We start from the raw sequence: 15,894 nt of genomic DNA, 5'->3' as shown, positions 1-15,894 counted from the left end.
GCACCTCCCCCTTTCGTAGGAGAACCATGCGTAAGTCAACGTTGATCGCGGTGAGCGCGGGCACGGCCGCCGCGCTGAGCCTCGCCGGCTGCGGCGACAACAAGGACGACACCACCGCGGCGGCGGGCGGCAACGGCAAGATCGCCGTCACCGCGACCGACACCGAGTGCAAGGTCGAGAAGACCGAGGTCGCCTCCGGCCCGGTGACGTTCGCGATCAGCAACAAGGGCGCCAAGGTCACCGAGTTCTACGTCTACGCCGGCGGCGACCGGATCATGGGCGAGGTCGAGAACGTGGCGCCCGGCCTGAGCCGCGAGCTCATCGTCGAGCTGCCGGCCGGCACCTACGAGACGGCCTGCAAGCCCGGCATGATCGGCAAGGGCATCCGGGGTGGGTTCAAGGCCACCGGCGACGCCAAGCCGCTCACCGACGACGCGAAGCTCGCCCAGGCGACGCAGGAATACCAGCGCTACGTGAAGAGCCAGACCGGCGCGCTGATCGACAAGACCACCGAGTTCGTCAACGCGGTCAAGGCCGGCGACATCGAGAAGTCCAAGGCGCTGTTCCCGATCGCCCGCACGTACTGGGAGCGCATCGAGCCCGTCGCGGAGAGCTTCGGCGACCTCGACCCGGCGATCGACGCCCGCGAGGCGGACCTCGAAGAGGGCCAGGAGTGGACCGGCTTCCACAAGATCGAGAAGGACCTCTGGGTCGCCAAGGACGTCAGCAAGTCCGGCCCGACCGCCGACAAGCTGCTCGCCGACGTGAAGACGATCGTCGACAAGGCCAACACGGTGCAGCTGTCCCCGCTCAACCTCGCCAACGGCGCCAAGGAACTGCTCGACGAGGTCGCCACCGGCAAGATCACCGGTGAGGAGGACACCTTCTCGCACACGGACCTGTGGGACTTCGCGGCCAACCTCGAAGGCTCCCGCGCCGCGATCGCCGCGCTCCGCCCGGTGATCGAGGAGAAGGACGCCGCCCTCGCGAAGACGCTGGAGGAGAAGTTCACCGCGGCCCAGGCCGAGCTCGACAAGCACCGCAGCGGCGACGGCTGGAAGCTGCACAACGAGCTGTCCGAGGCCGACCTGAAGGCCCTCGCCGACTCGATCAACGCCCTCGCGGAGCCGATCAGCAAGGTCGCCCCGCTGGTCGCCTCGAAGTAACCCTTTCGGACGGACGGAAAGAAGGACGAGTGATGGATCGCCGCAAGATGCTCGGGCTCACCGGCGCGGGTGTCGTCGGCGCCGCGGCCGGTGGCGTGGCGGGAGTGACGCTGATCGACGGCGCCACGCACCCCGCCCTGGCCGCGGACGCGGGCGCGGCGATCCCGTTCTACGGCGAGCACCAGGCCGGCATCGTCACGCCGGCCCAGGACCGCCTGCACTTCGTCGCCTTCGACGTCATCACCGACAAGAAGGCGGAGCTCGTCGAGCTGCTGGAGAAATGGACCATGGCGGCCGCGCGGATGACCGCCGGTCGCGACGCCGGCAGCATCGGCGCGGTCGGCGGCGCCCAGGAGGCCGCCCCCGACGACACGGGCGAGGCGATCGGCCTGCCCCCGTCGGGCCTCACGCTGACGATCGGGTTCGGGCCGACGCTGTTTCGCACCGCCGAGGGCAAGGACCGCTTCGGCATCGCCGACCGGCGGCCCGCGGCGCTTGCCGACCTGCCCCGCTTCGCCAAGGACACGCTCAAGCCGGAGATCTCCGGCGGCGACATCTGCGTCCAGGCGTGCGCGCACGACCCGCAGGTCGCCGTGCACGCGGTGCGCAACCTCGCCCGCATCGGCTTCGGGGTGGTCAGCGTGCGCTGGACGCAGCTGGGCTTCGGGCGGACGTCCTCGACGTCCCGCGGGCAGGTCACCGCGCGGAACCTGTTCGGCTTCAAGGACGGCACCGCCAACCTGAAGGCCGAGGACACCCAGCTGCTGCGGGAGCAGCTGTGGGTGCAGCCTGGTGACGGCGCGGAGTGGATGACCGGTGGCTCGTACGTCGTCACCCGCAAGATCCGTATGCTCATCGAGACGTGGGACCGCACCTCGCTCGGCGAGCAGGAGGCGATCATCGGGCGGAACAAGGGCGAGGGGGCGCCGCACGGCGAGGCGAAGGAGTTCGACGCGCCGCGGTTCGCCGCGACGGGCGCCGACGGGGGGCCGCTCATCGCCGCGGACGCGCACGTGCGCCTGTCGCACCCGGACGCCAACGACGGCGCGCGGCTGCTGCGCCGCGGCTACAACTTCGTCGACGGGTCCGACGGGCTCGGCCGGCTCGACGCCGGGCTGTTCTTCATCGCGTACCAGCGCGACCCGCGCCGCCAGTTCGTGCCCGTGCAGACCCGGCTCGCGCGTCAGGACAGCCTCAACGAGTACATCCGCCATGTGTCAAGTGGTTTGTTCGCCTGTCCTCCGGGCATCCGTGCCGCTGACGACTACTGGGGTCGGGCGCTCTTCGCGTAGATTCGACACATTTGAAGGCGTGTTTCTCGGGTATTTCGGGCGCGAGTCAGCAAGATCTACTTTCACCATCTGTAACTTAGGGGCTTCGGAACGTCCATTTCATCGAGCAAATGGTCTGTCAACAGTCCGCATAACGGGACAGTTACGAATCTCTACATCCTCTATGCAGGTAGCCCAGCGCGTCGTTTCCTTTAGGCACCACAACGCAGCCCGGTTGGCCCACGGTCGTGCCCGCGACCGCGGACTCCATCGTGGCCAGGGCTGTTGTTCCTGACTGGAGGAGACATGCGCACGAGATCGAAGGGGCTCACCAGCCTCATTGCGGTCACGGCGGCTTCGCTGCTCACGTTGACCGCCTGCGGTGGCGGGAGTGACAGCAACAAGGAGACGCCGACGTCCAACGCCGGCTACGCCGACTGCGAGAAGAGCCCGAACACCTGCAACAGCGGCAACACCAAGCCGGGCGGTGAATACATCTTCGGCCTCGAGCAGAGCTTCACCAGCTGGAACATCAACACCGAAGAGGGCAACACGCTCGTCGCGTCGCAGGCCCTGTCGGGTGTCCTCCCGCAGGTCTTCAAGTCCGACCCGGGCGGCACGCTGCAGCTCAACACCGACCTCATGGTCTCGGCCGAGCTCACCAACCAGAACCCGCAGACCGTGGTCTACAAGATCAAGTCTGACGCGGTCTGGAGCGACGGCACGCCCATCAGCGCCGACGACTTCATCATGGGCTGGAAGTGGAACTCCGGTAAGAAGGAGCTCTGCACCGAGTGCACGCCGGCCAGCACGTCCGGCTGGGACATCGTCAAGAGCGTCGTCGGCTCCGACAACGGCAAGACCGTGACCCTCACCTTCGAGGACGGCAAGACCTACGCCGACTGGAAGGGCAACTACTCCACCGACGGCCTCTACCCGTCGCACCTCGCGACCAAGCAGGGCTTCGACCTGAGCAAGCCGGAGGGTGTCAACAGCGCCTCCAACTGGTTCAGCGAGACCGTGCCCACCTGGTCCGGCGGCCCGCTGATCATCGACGCCTTCAACAAGGACCAGTCGCTGGTCCTGAAGAAGAACGACAAGTGGTACGGCAAGGTCAAGCCTTCGCTGGACAAGGTCATCTTCAAGTTCATCATCGACCAGGGCAGCGTCATCCCGGCCCTGAAGAACAAGGAGATCACCGGCATGTCGCCGCAGCCGAACGCGGCGCTGGTGAACGGTGCCGCTGAGACCCCCGGCGTGATCTACCGCATCGGTCACGGGTACCAGTGGGAGCACATCGACCTCAACCTGAAGAACAAGTACCTGGCCGACGTCGCGCTGCGCCAGGCGATCTTCACCGCCATCAACGTCAAGTCGGTCATCGACAAGACCTACGGCGTGTTCGACAAGGCCGCGAAGCCGCTCGGCAGCCACAACTTCTTCCCGGGTGACCCGAACTACAAGGACGTCGTCTCCCCGACGGGCCAGGGCTCCGGTGACATCGAGAAGGCCAAGAAGATCCTGACCGACGCCGGTTACAAGATCGAGGGCGGCAAGCTCATCACGAAGGCCGGCGAGCCCGTCCCGGCGCTGCGCTTCCGTCACACCAAGGGCAACCAGCTGCGCGCCACCACCGCCGAGCTGGTCCAGGCGGCGCTGAAGAACATCGGTGTCGACATCAAGATCGAGGTCACCGAGACGCTGGGCAAGACGCTCTCGACCGCCGACTACGACATGATCATCTTCGCCTGGGTCGGCAGCCCGCTGTACCAGGGCTCGGCCGAGCAGAACTGGGTCACCGGCAACGGCGGCAACTACGGCAACTACTCCAACGCCGAGGTCGACAAGCTGACCAACGAGGGTGCCCGCTCGCTGGACCCCAAGAAGGCCGCCGACCTGATCAACCAGGGTAACGAGATCGTGGCGAAGGAGGCCTACGTCCTCCCGATCGCGCAGAAGCCGACGCTGACGTTCACGTACTCGGACTACGTCAACATCCGCGACAACGCGACGCAGTGGAGCCCGACGTACAACATCCAGGAGTGGGGCCAGAAAGCGGCCTGACGCACCGGATCTACGGGGACCCCGGACGCCGTGTGCGTCCGGGGTCCTCCCGCACCTGCCAATAAGCGGAGGAAACTCATGATCGCCTATGCGGTGCGCCGGCTCCTGATCGGAATTCCGGTGCTCATAGCCGCCTCGATATTCGTGTTCGTCATTGCTTCGTTCTCGGGCAACCCCATCGACGACATGGAAGCGCGGAACCCACCGGTCCCGCTCGAGACCAGACAGCTCGAGGCCAAGCGGCTCGGGCTCGACAAGTCCCTGCCCGAGCGGTACGTCAACTGGCTGGGCAACCTCGTGCTGCACGGCGACTTCGGGCAGTCCACCGAGAAGTCCCTGCACATCGGCGAGCAGCTCGGTGACCGGCTGTGGGTCACGCTGCGGCTGGTCTTCGTGGCCATGCTGCTGGCCGTCCTCCTCGCCGTGCTCTCCGGCGTGCTGAGCGCCGTCAGGCAGTACAGCAAGGTCGACTACGGGTTCACCTTCGTCGGCTTCCTGGCCCTGTCGATCCCGTCGTTCTGGCTCGCGCTGCTGCTCAAGGAGGCCGGCGTCGCGTACAACCAGAGCACCGGCTCCCAGGTCTTCTACACACTCGGCGATCAGGACTACAACCACGACAGCTTCGACACGTGGGGAAAGATCACCGACATCGCGGGACACATGGTCCTGCCCACCATCTCGCTGACGCTGATCACCTACGCGGCCTGGAGCCGCTACCAGCGCAGCGCGATGCTCGAGGTCCTCAACAGCGACTACGTGCGGCTGGCCCGCTCCAAGGGGCTGCGCAGCCGGCAGGTCATGATCCGGCACGCCCTGCGCACCGCGCTGATCCCCCTCGCCACCATCACGGCCGTCGACATCGGCGGGATCTTCGGCGGCGCGGTGATCACCGAGACCGTCTTCAACTGGTCCGGCATGGGCACCTACCTGCTGGATTCCGTCACCCGGCGGGACGTCAACTCACTGCTCGGCTGGCTGCTCGTCTCCGGCATCGTGGTGATCGTCTTCAACGTCATCGCCGACCTGCTCTACGCCGTGCTGGACCCGAGGATCCGCTATGAGTAGCTCACTGGTCACCAAGGCCCCCGAGGCCAGCCCCGTCCTCACCACCCGCCAGCGCAGCCAGGCGGAGCTGGTCCTGCGCCGCTTCCTACGGCACAAGCTCGCCGTCGGCAGCCTCGTGCTGTTCCTGCTCATCGTCCTGTTCGCGTTCGTCGGCCCGCTGCTGTGGAAGTACGACTACTCCTACATCGACGGCCCGAGCTTCTCCCCGCCGTCCGCGGAGTACCCCCTCGGCACCGACCAGGCCGGCCACGACCTGCTCGGGCAGAGTATGCGCGGCACCCAGCAGTCGCTGAAGATCTCGCTGCTGGTCGCGCTGATCGCCACCACCTTCGGCGCATTGTGGGGCGCGATCGCCGGCTTCTACCGCGGCTGGGCCGACGGCCTGCTCATGCGCGTCGCCGACGTGGTGCTCACGCTGCCGAGCATCGCCATCGCCGTGACGCTGTCGGTCAACATCTCCGGCGGCGCCAGCTGGTGGGGCCTCGCCCTGGTGCTGTCGTTCCTCGCCTGGGCCGGCATCTCCCGGGTGGTCCGCGGCGTCGTGCTCTCCCTGCGCGAGCAGGAGTTCGTCGAGGCGGCCAAGGCGATGGGCGCCAGCGACATGCGCATCATCGTGCGGCACCTGCTGCCCAACGCGCTCGGCTCGATCATCGTGGCGGCGACCGTCACGATCGCGACCACGATCCTGGCCGAGACCGCGCTGTCCTTCATCGGCTTCGGCGTGCAGCGCCCCGACACCTCCCTGGGCCTGCTCATCAACGACGCCAAGCTCTCCGTGCAGGACCAGCCGTGGCTGTTCTACTTCCCGGGCCTGTTCATCATCCTCATCGCGCTGACCGTCAACTTCATCGGTGACGGCCTGCGCGACGCGTTCGACCCCCGACAGACACTGGTGCGCCGATGACCTCCATCGAACTGACCCCCCGCTCAGCGTTGTCCAGCGTCACCGACACCGTCCTGGAGGTCGACAACCTCAGCGTCTCGTTCCCCACCGAGGACGGCCTCGTCAAGGCGGTCCGCGGTGTGTCGTACTCGCTGCGGCGCGGCGAGACGCTCGGCATCGTCGGCGAGTCGGGCTCCGGCAAGTCGGTCACGTCGCTCGCCCTCATGGGCCTGCTGCCCGGCTCCGCGAAGATCACCGGCTCGGCCCGCTTCCGCGGCGAGGAGTTGCTGGGCAAGAACGACCGCGAGATGAGCAAGATCCGGGGTAAGAACCTGGCGATGATCTTCCAGGACCCGCTGACCTCGCTCAATCCGGTGTACAGCATCGGCAAGCAGATCGCCGAGGCCGTCCTGGTGCACCACGACGTCAGCAAGCGCACCGCCTGGGACCGGGCGGTGGACCTGCTGAAGGTCGTCGGCATCCCGTTCCCGGAGCAGCGGGTCAACAACTACCCGCACGAGATGTCCGGCGGCATGCGCCAGCGGGTCGTCATCGCCATCGCCATGGCCAACAACCCCGAGGTGATGATCGCCGACGAGCCGACGACCGCGCTCGACGTGACCGTCCAGGCACAGGTCCTGGAGGCCCTGGAGGCGGCCCGCACGGAGATCGGCGCCGCGCTCGTGCTGATCACGCACGACCTGGGCGTCATCGCCGGGCACGCCGACCGGGTCTGCGTCATGTACGCCGGCAAGCTCGTCGAGTCGGGCACCGTCGACGACATCTTCTACCGGCCTCGGATGCCCTACGCCCTCGGCCTGCTCGGCAGCCTGCCCCGCGTCGACGAGGGCCGCGACGCCCGGCTCACCCCGATCGTCGGGACGCCGCCGTCGCTGCTCAACCTGCCGCCGGGCTGCCCGTTCCGCCCCCGCTGCCCCTTGGCCCAGGACGTCTGCGACGAGGTCGAGCCCGACCTGGTGGCGGTCGAGGCCGGCGGCCAGCACGCCGCCGCCTGCCACTTCAGCAACCAGCTCGTCGACACCCAGGCCACCGACGTCTTCGCGGTGACCTCGATCGACGTCGACACCGAAGAGGTCGCGGTCGCCGACACGGAACTCGCCGCCGACACGCCTGAGGAAACCCCATGACGACGATCGACACCACGAAGCCGGCCGCCACGGGGACGGTCATCTCCGCGCGCAACCTGGTCAAGCACTTCCCGGTCCGCTCGCGGGGCATCCTGCGCCGGCGGGTCGGCGAGGTGCACGCCGTCTGCGACGTCTCCTTCGACATCGGCGCCACCGAGACCCTCGGCCTCGTCGGTGAGTCGGGGTGCGGCAAGTCGACGACGGCCCGGCTGCTGCTCAACCTCATCAAGCCGACCAGCGGTGAGATCCACTACCAGGGCAAGGACCTGGCGCGACTGTCCCGGTCGCAGATGCGGCCGCTGCGCCGCGACCTGCAGATCGTGTTCCAGGACCCGTTCGCGTCGCTCGACCCGCGCATGACCGTCTTCGAGATCGTCGCCGAGCCGTTGCGGATCCACGGCCTGTTCTCCGGCGGCCGGGGCGCCGACAGCGGCGCGGCGAAGGTGCGCGAGCTGATGTCGACGGTCGGCCTCAACTCCGAGCACGGCAACCGCTACCCGCACGAGTTCTCCGGCGGGCAGCGCCAGCGCATCGGCATCGCCCGGGCCCTGGCGCTGCGGCCGAAGGTGCTGGTCCTCGACGAGCCGGTGTCGGCGCTGGACGTGTCCATCCAGGCCGGCGTCATCAACCTGCTCGAGGACCTGCAGCACGAGCTGGGGCTGTCCTACCTGTTCGTCTCGCACGACCTGTCGGTGGTCCGGCACATCGCGCACCGCGTCGCGGTGATGTACCTGGGGCACATCGTGGAGACGGCGACCGTCGAGGACCTCTTCACGAAGGCGTCGCATCCCTACACGCAGGCGCTGATCTCGGCGATCCCGCTGCCCGACCCGCGCAAGGAGCGGGTCCGCAAGCGGGTCCTGCTCACCGGCGACGTGCCGAGCCCGGTCGACCCGCCCAGCGGCTGCCGCTTCCGGACCCGGTGCCCGAAGTTCGCGGCCGAGCTCAGCGAGGGCGAGCGCGAGCTGTGCAAGAACGAGGTCCCGGCGCTGACCGACCGCGGTCAGGGCCACCGCAGCGCGTGCCACTACGCCGAGGCGGTCAAGCTGGTCTGACCGGCGCTGCCCCGCGGTGTCAGTACGGCACCGCGGGGCGCAACGGGTCCCGGGCAGGCTGCTGCTCGAACGGGCCGGTCAGCTGCGGCCCGGCGGCCGCGGGCAGGCCCGGCCACACGCTCGCCGACGCCGCCCGCGCCTTGACCAGCTGGGCGGTCGCCCGGCGGTTGCGCTCGGCGATGACGGCCGCCAGATACGCCCAGCCCGGCGCCTCCGGCGGCGGTGGCGGGGTCGTGCACTTCGCGACCTCACGGGCCAGGGCCCGGCCGAGCGCCGTGCGGGACGGCTCGGTGATCTCCCGGTTGCGGGCGAGGAAGTGCCGGACCGCCAGGGCCAGGCTGTCGTCGAGGCCGGTCAGGTCGAGCCGGGTCGCCCATTTGCGCAGCGGCGGCGGCATCGCCGGCACCCAGCCCCAGCTCGCCGGGGTCCGCTCGTGGATGACGATCGTGCCGGCGGCCCAGTCGCCGAGGCGCTTGCCGTCGCGGCCGATCAGCATGGTGCTGAGGCTCGCGATCCAGGTCGCCACCGGCAGCAGCAGGCCGGGCCACTCCAGGGCCAGGCCGAGCAGCGCCCGGGTGAACGCGTGCCGGAAGCGGACCGGGCCGCCGTCGTCGCGGACCACACGCAGCCCCATCGCGGCCTTGCCGGGGGTGCGGCCGCGCAGGACGGTCTCGAAGAACGCCGGATAGCCCAGCGCCGTGACCACCAGCATGACCGTGAAGATGGCCTGGCCGAGCCCGTCGTCGAAGAGCCCGGCGGACATCGCCGCGCGGCGGGCGAACGACGCCAGCATGAACAGCACCATGAACAGCAGGATCTGCCCGAACACGTCGATGATGAGGGCGACCGCCCGCGAGCCGAGCCGGGCGACCCGCACGTCGAGCTCGACGGCCTCACCGCTGACGAGCCGGTCTCCCCGGCCGTCCGGGACCATGGCGACGCTCAGGGGCTGTCGCGAGGGCGTGGCGGTGCTCATGGGGCACAGTGTCCTACAGGGGCGCCGCCTGGGTGCACCCGCGCGGGTGCCCTGGCAGGACACCGTGCGTCTACGCTGCCGTCGTGGACCTGGACGCGTACGTCGCCGAGCACTCCGCCGAGTGGCGGCGGCTGGACCAGCTGGCCCGCCGGCGGCGGGTGACGGCCGCGGAGGCCGACGAGCTGGTCGCGCTCTACCAGCGCGCTGCCACGCACCTGTCGGTCGTGCGCAGCCGGTCGCCCGACCCGGCGCTGGTCGCCCGCCTGTCCGGGCTGGTCCTGGCGGCCCGCAACGCGATCACCGGCGCGCCCGCGTTCTCCTGGTCGACCGTGGGCCGGTTCTTCACGGCGACCTTCCCGCTGGCCGTCTACCGCGCCTGGCCGTGGTGGTCCGCCGTGGCGACGTCGTTCAGCATCCTCACGTTCGCGATCATGGCCTACGTCGTGGCCCACCCGGAGGTCGCGAACCTGTTCATGGACGACGCGGCGATCACGAGGATGGTCCAGAGCGACTTCGTCGGCTACTACAGCGAGTTCCAGTCGCAGAACTCGACGCTGCGCGTCTGGACCAACAACGCGGTGCTGACCGCGGAGTGCCTGGCCGGTGGCGTGCTGCTCATGCCGGTGCTGGTGGTGCTGTTCTACAACGCGTTCAACGTCGGCCTGTCCGGCGGCGTGATGATCGCCTACGGCCGCGGCGACGTCTTCTTCGGCATGATCATCCCGCACGGCCTGCTGGAGCTGACCGCGGTCTTCGTCGGCGCCGGCGTCGGGCTGCGGATCGGCTGGGCGTGGATCGCGCCTGGCCCGCTGCGCACCCGCGGCAGGGCGCTGGTGGAGGCGGCCCGGGAGGGGATGCTGGTCGCGCTCGGTCTCGTGGTGGTGCTGCTGGTCAGCGGCCTGCTGGAGGGCTATCTCACGCCGTCGTCGCTGCCGATGCTGCTCAAGGACCTGATCGGCGTCGTCGTGTGGGCGGCGTTCCTCGCCTACGTGGTGGTCCTCGGCCGGGCGGCGGAACTCGCCGGCGTGTCGACGGACCTGCCGGAGGAGCTCACGGAGGCGTCGGTCCCCGTCGCCTAGAGTCTGCCGCTGGTCTTGAGGGCGAGGTAGTGGTCGGTGACCTTGGACGCGAACACGTCGGCCGGGGCGTCGACCACCTCCACGCCGTGCCGGCGTAGCGCGGCGCTGACCCGCTCCCGCTCGGCGAGCGTCCGCTGGGCGGAGGCGGCCGCGTAGACCTCGGCCGGGCCCGCGTCCGGGCCGAGCTGCGCCATCCGGCTCAGCTCCGGGTCGTGCACCGCGGCGACGACGACCTTGTGCTTGGCGGCGAGCTGCGGCAGGACCGGCAGCAGGCCGTCGCCGAGCGCGCCGGGCTCCAGCGCGGTGAACAGCACCACGAGGGCCCGCTTCCGCTCGCGGCGCAGGACCTCGCCGGCGACGAGGCCGAAGTCGGTCTCGACCAGCGCCGGCTGGAGCGGGGCCATGGCGGTGACGAGACGCCACAGCAGGGTGCTCTTGTCGACGTTGGTCACCGACGCGCGGACCGTGGTGTCGACGGCGAGCAGGTCGACCCGGTCGTCCGCGCGGGCGGCGACGGAGGCGAGCAGCAGCGCGGCATCCATGGCGGCGTCGAGCCGCGGCTCGTCGCCGATGCGGGCCGCCGACGTCCGGCCGGTGTCCAGGACGCAGACGAGCCGCCGGTCACGCTCCGGCCGCCAGGTGCGCACCACCACGTCGGAGCGGCGGGCGCTGCCGCGCCAGTCGATCGAGCGCACGTCGTCGCCGATCACGTACTCGCGCAGCGTGTCGAACTCGGTGCCCTGGCCGCGGCCCCGGGTCACCACCGACCCGTCCAGGACCCGCAGCCTGGCGACCTTCTCCGGCAGGAACCGCCGCGACGCGAACGCCGGGTAGACCCGCAGGCGCCACGGCGGGGTCATGGCGTCCGCGGTGTTGCGGCGGGTCTGCCGGTACGCGAGCCGCAACGGACCATACGAGCGCAGTGTCACGCGGACGGCAGGCCGGTCGCCGCGCCGGGTCGGGGTCAGCGTCGTGGTGAGCCTGACCGCCCGCCCCGGCTCGATCCGGACGTCCTGCTCGGTGGGGTGGGCGCCGGCGGACGGCACCCACGCGTCCCGGACCCGTCCGTCGAACGGCCGGTCGGAGCCGTTGCGGACGGTCAGCTCGACGGTGCCCGAGTCGCCGAGCCACAGCGAGCTCTTCCCGGAGCGGGACAGCGTGATCGCCTTCGGCGGCGCCGCGGCGAGCGCGTCCGCGACGCACCCGGCGGCGACGGTGACGAGCAGGACCGCCGCGCCGAGCCACAGCCCGGCGCGGCCGAGCTGGTCACCGGCGGCGACACCGGCGAGAGAGAGCAGGACCGTGCCACCGACGACGATCGCCGCCGGCCGCCAGGTGATCACGCGCGCGCTCCCTCGGCGGCGGTCATGTCCGCACGGGTCATCGAGGCGCCGGCACGGTCGCCAGGACCGAGTCGAGCACCGCGTCGGCGGTGACGCCCTCCAGCTCCGCCTCGGCCCGCAGCCGCACCCGGTGCCGCAGCGTGGGCCGGGCGAGGGCCTTCACGTCGTCCGGGGTGACGTAGTCGCGGCCGGTCAGCCACGCCCAGGCCTTCGCCGCGGCGAGCAGCGCCGTCGCGCCCCGCGGCGAGGCGCCGAGCTCCAGCGACGGCGACACCCGGGTCGCGCGGCACAGGTCGACCACATACGCGAGGACCCCGTCGGCGACCGCGACCCGCTGCACCGCGGCGCGCCCGGCGGCGAGGTCGGCCGCGGTCGCGACGGCGCTGACCCCGGCCTCCCGCAGCCGCCGCGGGTCGAAGCCCCGGTGGTGGGCGCGGAGCACACCGAGCTCCTCCTCACGGGTCGGCAGCGGCACGGTCAGCTTCAGCAGGAACCGGTCGAGCTGCGCCTCCGGCAGCGGGTAGGTGCCCTCGTACTCGATCGGGTTCTGCGTCGCGGCGACGAGGAACGGGTCCGGCAGGAGGCGGGCCCGGCCTTCGACCGAGACCTGCCGCTCCTCCATGACCTCCAGCAGCGACGCCTGGGTCTTCGGCGGGGTCCGGTTGATCTCGTCGGCGAGCAGCAGGTTGGTGAAGACCGGCCCCTCCCGGAACTCGAACTCGGCGGTGCGCGCGTCGAAGATCAGCGAACCGGTGATGTCGCCGGGCATCAGGTCGGGCGTGAACTGGACGCGTTTCGTGTCCAGGTCCAGCGCCGCGGCGATGGTGCGCACGAGCAGCGTCTTCGCCACGCCCGGCACGCCTTCCAGCAGGACGTGCCCGCGGGCCAGGAGGGCGATCACCATGCCGGACACCACGGCGTCCTGACCGACGACGACCTTGCCGACCTCGGCGCGCAACCGGCCGAGCGCGTCGCGGGCCTGCCGCGGGTCGCCGACCGGCTCAGGTTTTGCCAGCGGGATGGCGGTGTCGGTCACCGTCGGGCTCCTTTACGAGAAATCGGGTTGTTCGGCGATGACGGCCTCGGTGACCGCCTGCGTCAGCGCCTCCAGCTGGACGGCCGCGGCGACCAGCGCCTCGTCGTCCTCGGGCGGGGGACCGAAGAGCGTCTCGCCGACCGCGTCGGAGGGCCAGCCGCTCCACGCGGCGACCGTGGTCACGACCGCCGCCCGGTCGGTGCCGGGCGCCAGGCGGAGCAGCCGGGTCAGCCTGGCCGACGCCGCGGCCCGCAGCGTCGCCAGGGCCTCCCCGCGGGCCCTGGCCCGATGGTAGAGCCGGCCGCGTCCGGTGACCGTCTCACCGGCGCGGACCACGACGGGCAGCGGCTCGGCGACCGGCCCGCCCATCCGGCGCGCTCTGGCCAGCGCGTACAGCAGGAACGCGACGACGAGGAGCGCGGCGGCGACATAGGTCCACGCCGGGAACGCGTCCCACAGCGGGTTCGGCGGCTCGCCGGACCCGGCGCCCTGCTGCTGCTCGTCCTCGGCGGACGTGCTCGGGGCGCCCCGGGTGCGGCTCGCGGTGCTGCTGGGCAGGCCGGGGTCAGGGGTCGGCACGGCGGTCGGCCCGGCCGTGGGTGCCCGGGTCGGCGTCGGCGCCCCGGTGGCCCGGGCCTGCTCCGGCGCCTTCGGCGGCGCCTCGCGGTGGTGCAGGTCGACCCAGATGAGCCGCGGCCTGGTGGTCAGCAGGCCCACGGCGAGCGTCGCGTTGCCGGCCTCGCCGATGCGGTCGTTGCGGAACGGGTCGGCCGAGCCCACGAGCGTCATGGTGGTGAAGCCCCGGCTGAACACGACGAGCGAGCCGTCGTAGCAGCGGGCGAGCTCGTCCTCGGCGGCCGGGTTGACCGGCCCGTAGCGCGTCCGGAGGATTCCGGCCGGGCCGGCCTCGGCCGCCGGCCGGTAGTCGCAGCCCGGCGCGCTCACCGAGCCGGCGAAGGCGCGCCGGCCGACGGTGAGCGGCAACTGGCCGCGCAGCAGCGTCTGGCGGCTCGGCTCGACGGCCACGACCCGGGTCGTGCCCGGCAGCAGCGCCAGCTGCCGCAGGTATTCGGTGTGGACCAGCTGCGGGGTGGTGAGCAGGATCGTGACGTCGCCGCGGTACTGCGGCAGGAACGCGTCGGCGGTGCTGCCGACCCTGGTGACCGTGACGCCGGCGGCGCGCACGCGTTCGGCGAGGGTGCTCGCGCCGATGTCCGCCGTGCTCGTCGGCGACAGGTACGCGGGGTCCTCCTCGTCGGGCTGCTCCCACTGGTACAGCACCAGGCCGGTGATCAGGACGAGCACGACGGCGACCGGTGGGACCACGAGCCGCAGCCAGCGCCGCTGTCTCATGCGCCGACCTCCGCCGCGTACTGCCGCATCAGGGTGTCGTGCTCGGCGGTGGCGGGGACCTGGCCGTACCAGATGTCGGAGAAGATCCCGGTCGCGCCGCGCAGCGCGGGCTCGACCGCCGGCGCCACCACCGACGCGGCGCGCGCGACCTCGGTGACGGTCATGCCCGGCAGGACCTCGACCTCGCGCCGGTCGGCCAGCCCCCGGACGATCGCCCTGAGCCGCTCGCGGACCGCCTCGGCGTAGCGGCCCTCGGCGGCGAGCCGGTCGGCGAGGGTCGCGAACACCCTGGCCGGCAGGTCGGGAAGCGCGTCGCCGGTCTCGGGCTCAGTGGTCCCTTCTGCCGCGGGCGGGTCGGCCGGACGCTGCGCCGTGTCCGGCTCCGCCTTGTCCTTGCGGCGTCGCCAGGGCAGGCGCAGGCGCAGGCGGGGGAGGCGGCGCGGGATCCAGCGGGGATGGAAGTAGTGCAGCATGCCGCCGACGACCGACAGCACCAGCAGGAGGAACACCAGCAGCGGCAGCCCGATCGCCGAGGAGAGCGACTCGAGGAACCCGGCCCAGGCGCGGGTCACCGCCGCACCGCGCCGAGCAGGGCGGTGTGGGCCAGGTCGACGGGGTGGCCGAGCCGGCGGGAGCGGCCGACCGCGACGTCCAGGCCCTCGATCCGCATCCGGGTCTCCAGATAGAGCACCGCGTCGATGCAGGCGAGCGCGGCGTAGACGACGGTGTTCGCCAGGACCCACACCACCATGGTCACGATCTGCGCGGCCGTGGAGCTGTCCGGCACGAACACGTCCAGCAGGGCGGCGGTGCCCAGGCCGATGGCCACCCGGATCGCCGCCCAGCCGCCGTAGCCGCCGAGCCGGATCGCCACGCCGCGCAGCCCGACCGGCGCCAGGGTCAGCGAGCGCGCCAGCGCCGGCCCGGGGGCGACCCGGTCGACGACGAGCGCGGGCGCGGCCAGGCCGATCGCGCCGAAGAAGTAGATCCAGGGCAGCGCGACGACGGCGCTCGGCAGCAGGATCAGGCCGACGAGCAGGGCCAGGCCGATCAGCGCCGGCGCCCGGCGGCCCCATCGGCGCAGCAGCTCACGGGCCGGCGCGGGGGTGCCGAGGAGCGCGGGGCCGACGGCCGCGCCGGTCAGCCCGCCGAGCAGCACCAGCACGATGCCCTCGGTGGTCAGGCCGCAGCAGAAGACCAGCCACCACAGCCCGGTGTCGGTGGCGGCGTCGAACAGGTCGGTGGTGCCCTGCACGCCGGCGGCGGAGCGCAACGGGAACAGCACGGCCTGCTCGCACACGGCCAGCACGAACGCGGCGATCAGGAGCAATCGGGCATTCGCCCGCAGCAGCAGCACCGCCGCGTCGAGCAGCTCACCGAACGTGAGCGGACGCAGAGGGATCACGGGGACGGACTGCTCCACGCGGACACCGTAGTCGCCGGCCGCGAAACGGG

The 15,894-nt window shown here is 71.2% G+C and carries 14 protein-coding genes; 8 read left to right on the top strand and 6 right to left on the bottom strand.

The annotated features are described in order from the left end of the window. The first annotated feature begins 26 nt into the window (after positions 1-26). The 7 genes from efeO (at position 27) to ABZS58_RS00900 (ending at position 8,652) form a co-directional block, all read left to right on the top strand. Entirely contained in the window at positions 27-1,166 is a 1,140-nt protein-coding gene (gene efeO, locus ABZS58_RS00930) for an iron uptake system protein EfeO (protein WP_354776209.1), read from the top strand. Positions 1,167-1,198: 32 nt separating this feature from the next. Further along, a complete protein-coding gene (efeB, locus tag ABZS58_RS00925) occupies positions 1,199-2,458 on the top strand; it encodes an iron uptake transporter deferrochelatase/peroxidase subunit (RefSeq protein WP_354776207.1) in 1,260 nt (419 codons plus the stop codon). Between the two features lie 285 nt (positions 2,459-2,743). After that, complete coding sequence (locus ABZS58_RS00920) at positions 2,744-4,501, top strand: ABC transporter family substrate-binding protein (RefSeq protein ID WP_354776205.1); 1,758 nt, start codon at positions 2,744-2,746, stop codon at positions 4,499-4,501. A 78-nt stretch (positions 4,502-4,579) separates the two neighbouring features. Next, the gene (locus ABZS58_RS00915; RefSeq protein WP_354776203.1) at positions 4,580-5,566 is read left to right on the top strand and encodes an ABC transporter permease; all 987 of its coding nucleotides are present in this window, start codon (positions 4,580-4,582) and stop codon (positions 5,564-5,566) included. After that, a complete protein-coding gene (locus ABZS58_RS00910; RefSeq protein WP_354776201.1) occupies positions 5,559-6,470 on the top strand; it encodes an ABC transporter permease in 912 nt (303 codons plus the stop codon). Before ABZS58_RS00915 ends, ABZS58_RS00910 begins: the two co-directional genes overlap by 8 nt. Further along, positions 6,467-7,597, top strand: coding sequence for an ABC transporter ATP-binding protein (locus tag ABZS58_RS00905; protein WP_354776199.1), 1,131 nt, complete (start codon positions 6,467-6,469; stop codon positions 7,595-7,597). Before ABZS58_RS00910 ends, ABZS58_RS00905 begins: the two co-directional genes overlap by 4 nt. Next, positions 7,594-8,652 (top strand): oligopeptide/dipeptide ABC transporter ATP-binding protein, encoded by a 1,059-nt coding sequence (locus ABZS58_RS00900; RefSeq protein WP_354776197.1) that lies wholly within the window; start codon positions 7,594-7,596, stop codon positions 8,650-8,652. The genes ABZS58_RS00905 and ABZS58_RS00900 overlap by 4 nt, the downstream gene beginning before the upstream one ends. Before the next feature lie 19 nt (positions 8,653-8,671). On the opposite strand, the gene ABZS58_RS00895 is transcribed toward ABZS58_RS00900, so the two are convergent. Then, positions 8,672-9,628 (bottom strand): RDD family protein, encoded by a 957-nt coding sequence (locus tag ABZS58_RS00895; RefSeq protein ID WP_354776195.1) that lies wholly within the window; start codon positions 9,626-9,628, stop codon positions 8,672-8,674. An 83-nt stretch (positions 9,629-9,711) separates the two neighbouring features. On the opposite strand from ABZS58_RS00895, the gene ABZS58_RS00890 reads away from it, so the two are divergent. Continuing rightward, positions 9,712-10,707 (top strand): stage II sporulation protein M, encoded by a 996-nt coding sequence (locus ABZS58_RS00890; RefSeq protein WP_354776193.1) that lies wholly within the window; start codon positions 9,712-9,714, stop codon positions 10,705-10,707. Here ABZS58_RS00890 and ABZS58_RS00885 read toward each other — a convergent pair. From ABZS58_RS00885 to ABZS58_RS00865, 5 genes are read right to left on the bottom strand one after another with little or no spacing between them, the layout of a single operon-like run. Continuing rightward, positions 10,704-12,050 carry a DUF58 domain-containing protein gene (locus tag ABZS58_RS00885; protein ID WP_354776191.1) on the bottom strand — a complete coding sequence of 449 codons (1,347 nt, stop codon included), beginning with the start codon at positions 12,048-12,050 and terminating at the stop codon, positions 10,704-10,706. The two genes, ABZS58_RS00890 and ABZS58_RS00885, sit on opposite strands and share 4 nt — an antisense overlap. A gap of 37 nt (positions 12,051-12,087) precedes the next feature. Then, the gene (locus ABZS58_RS00880) at positions 12,088-13,086 is read right to left on the bottom strand and encodes a MoxR family ATPase (protein ID WP_354776189.1); all 999 of its coding nucleotides are present in this window, start codon (positions 13,084-13,086) and stop codon (positions 12,088-12,090) included. 12 nt (positions 13,087-13,098) lie between these two features. After that, positions 13,099-14,439, bottom strand: coding sequence for a DUF4350 domain-containing protein (locus tag ABZS58_RS00875; protein WP_354776188.1), 1,341 nt, complete (start codon positions 14,437-14,439; stop codon positions 13,099-13,101). Then, a complete protein-coding gene (locus ABZS58_RS00870; RefSeq protein ID WP_354776187.1) occupies positions 14,436-15,011 on the bottom strand; it encodes a DUF4129 domain-containing protein in 576 nt (191 codons plus the stop codon). The genes ABZS58_RS00875 and ABZS58_RS00870 overlap by 4 nt, the downstream gene beginning before the upstream one ends. Further along, positions 15,008-15,862, bottom strand: a complete 855-nt coding sequence (locus tag ABZS58_RS00865) for a hypothetical protein (RefSeq protein WP_354776186.1) — start codon at positions 15,860-15,862, stop codon at positions 15,008-15,010. Before ABZS58_RS00865 ends, ABZS58_RS00870 begins: the two co-directional genes overlap by 4 nt. Positions 15,863-15,894: the final 32 nt, after the last annotated feature.

It is taken from the genome of Dactylosporangium sp. NPDC005555 (assembly GCF_040605635.1).
Classification (GTDB): Bacteria; Actinomycetota; Actinomycetes; order Mycobacteriales; family Micromonosporaceae; genus Dactylosporangium.
Note: the sequence above shows the minus strand (reverse complement) of the source record. Positions and strands in the feature narration are given on the sequence as shown.

What these genes read in the sequence shown, in the direction of transcription:
- ABZS58_RS00900 (WP_354776197.1), top strand. Translation starts at nt 7,594, where the DNA reads ATGACGACGATCGACACCACGAAGCCGGCCGCCACGGGGACGGTCATC.
- efeB (WP_354776207.1), top strand. Translation starts at nt 1,199, where the DNA reads ATGGATCGCCGCAAGATGCTCGGGCTCACCGGCGCGGGTGTCGTCGGC.
- efeO (WP_354776209.1), top strand. Translation starts at nt 27, where the DNA reads ATGCGTAAGTCAACGTTGATCGCGGTGAGCGCGGGCACGGCCGCCGCG.
- ABZS58_RS00920 (WP_354776205.1), top strand. Translation starts at nt 2,744, where the DNA reads ATGCGCACGAGATCGAAGGGGCTCACCAGCCTCATTGCGGTCACGGCG.
- ABZS58_RS00875 (WP_354776188.1), bottom strand. Translation starts at nt 14,439, where the DNA reads ATGAGACAGCGGCGCTGGCTGCGGCTCGTGGTCCCACCGGTCGCCGTC.
- ABZS58_RS00915 (WP_354776203.1), top strand. Translation starts at nt 4,580, where the DNA reads ATGATCGCCTATGCGGTGCGCCGGCTCCTGATCGGAATTCCGGTGCTC.
- ABZS58_RS00905 (WP_354776199.1), top strand. Translation starts at nt 6,467, where the DNA reads ATGACCTCCATCGAACTGACCCCCCGCTCAGCGTTGTCCAGCGTCACC.
- ABZS58_RS00910 (WP_354776201.1), top strand. Translation starts at nt 5,559, where the DNA reads ATGAGTAGCTCACTGGTCACCAAGGCCCCCGAGGCCAGCCCCGTCCTC.
- ABZS58_RS00895 (WP_354776195.1), bottom strand. Translation starts at nt 9,628, where the DNA reads ATGAGCACCGCCACGCCCTCGCGACAGCCCCTGAGCGTCGCCATGGTC.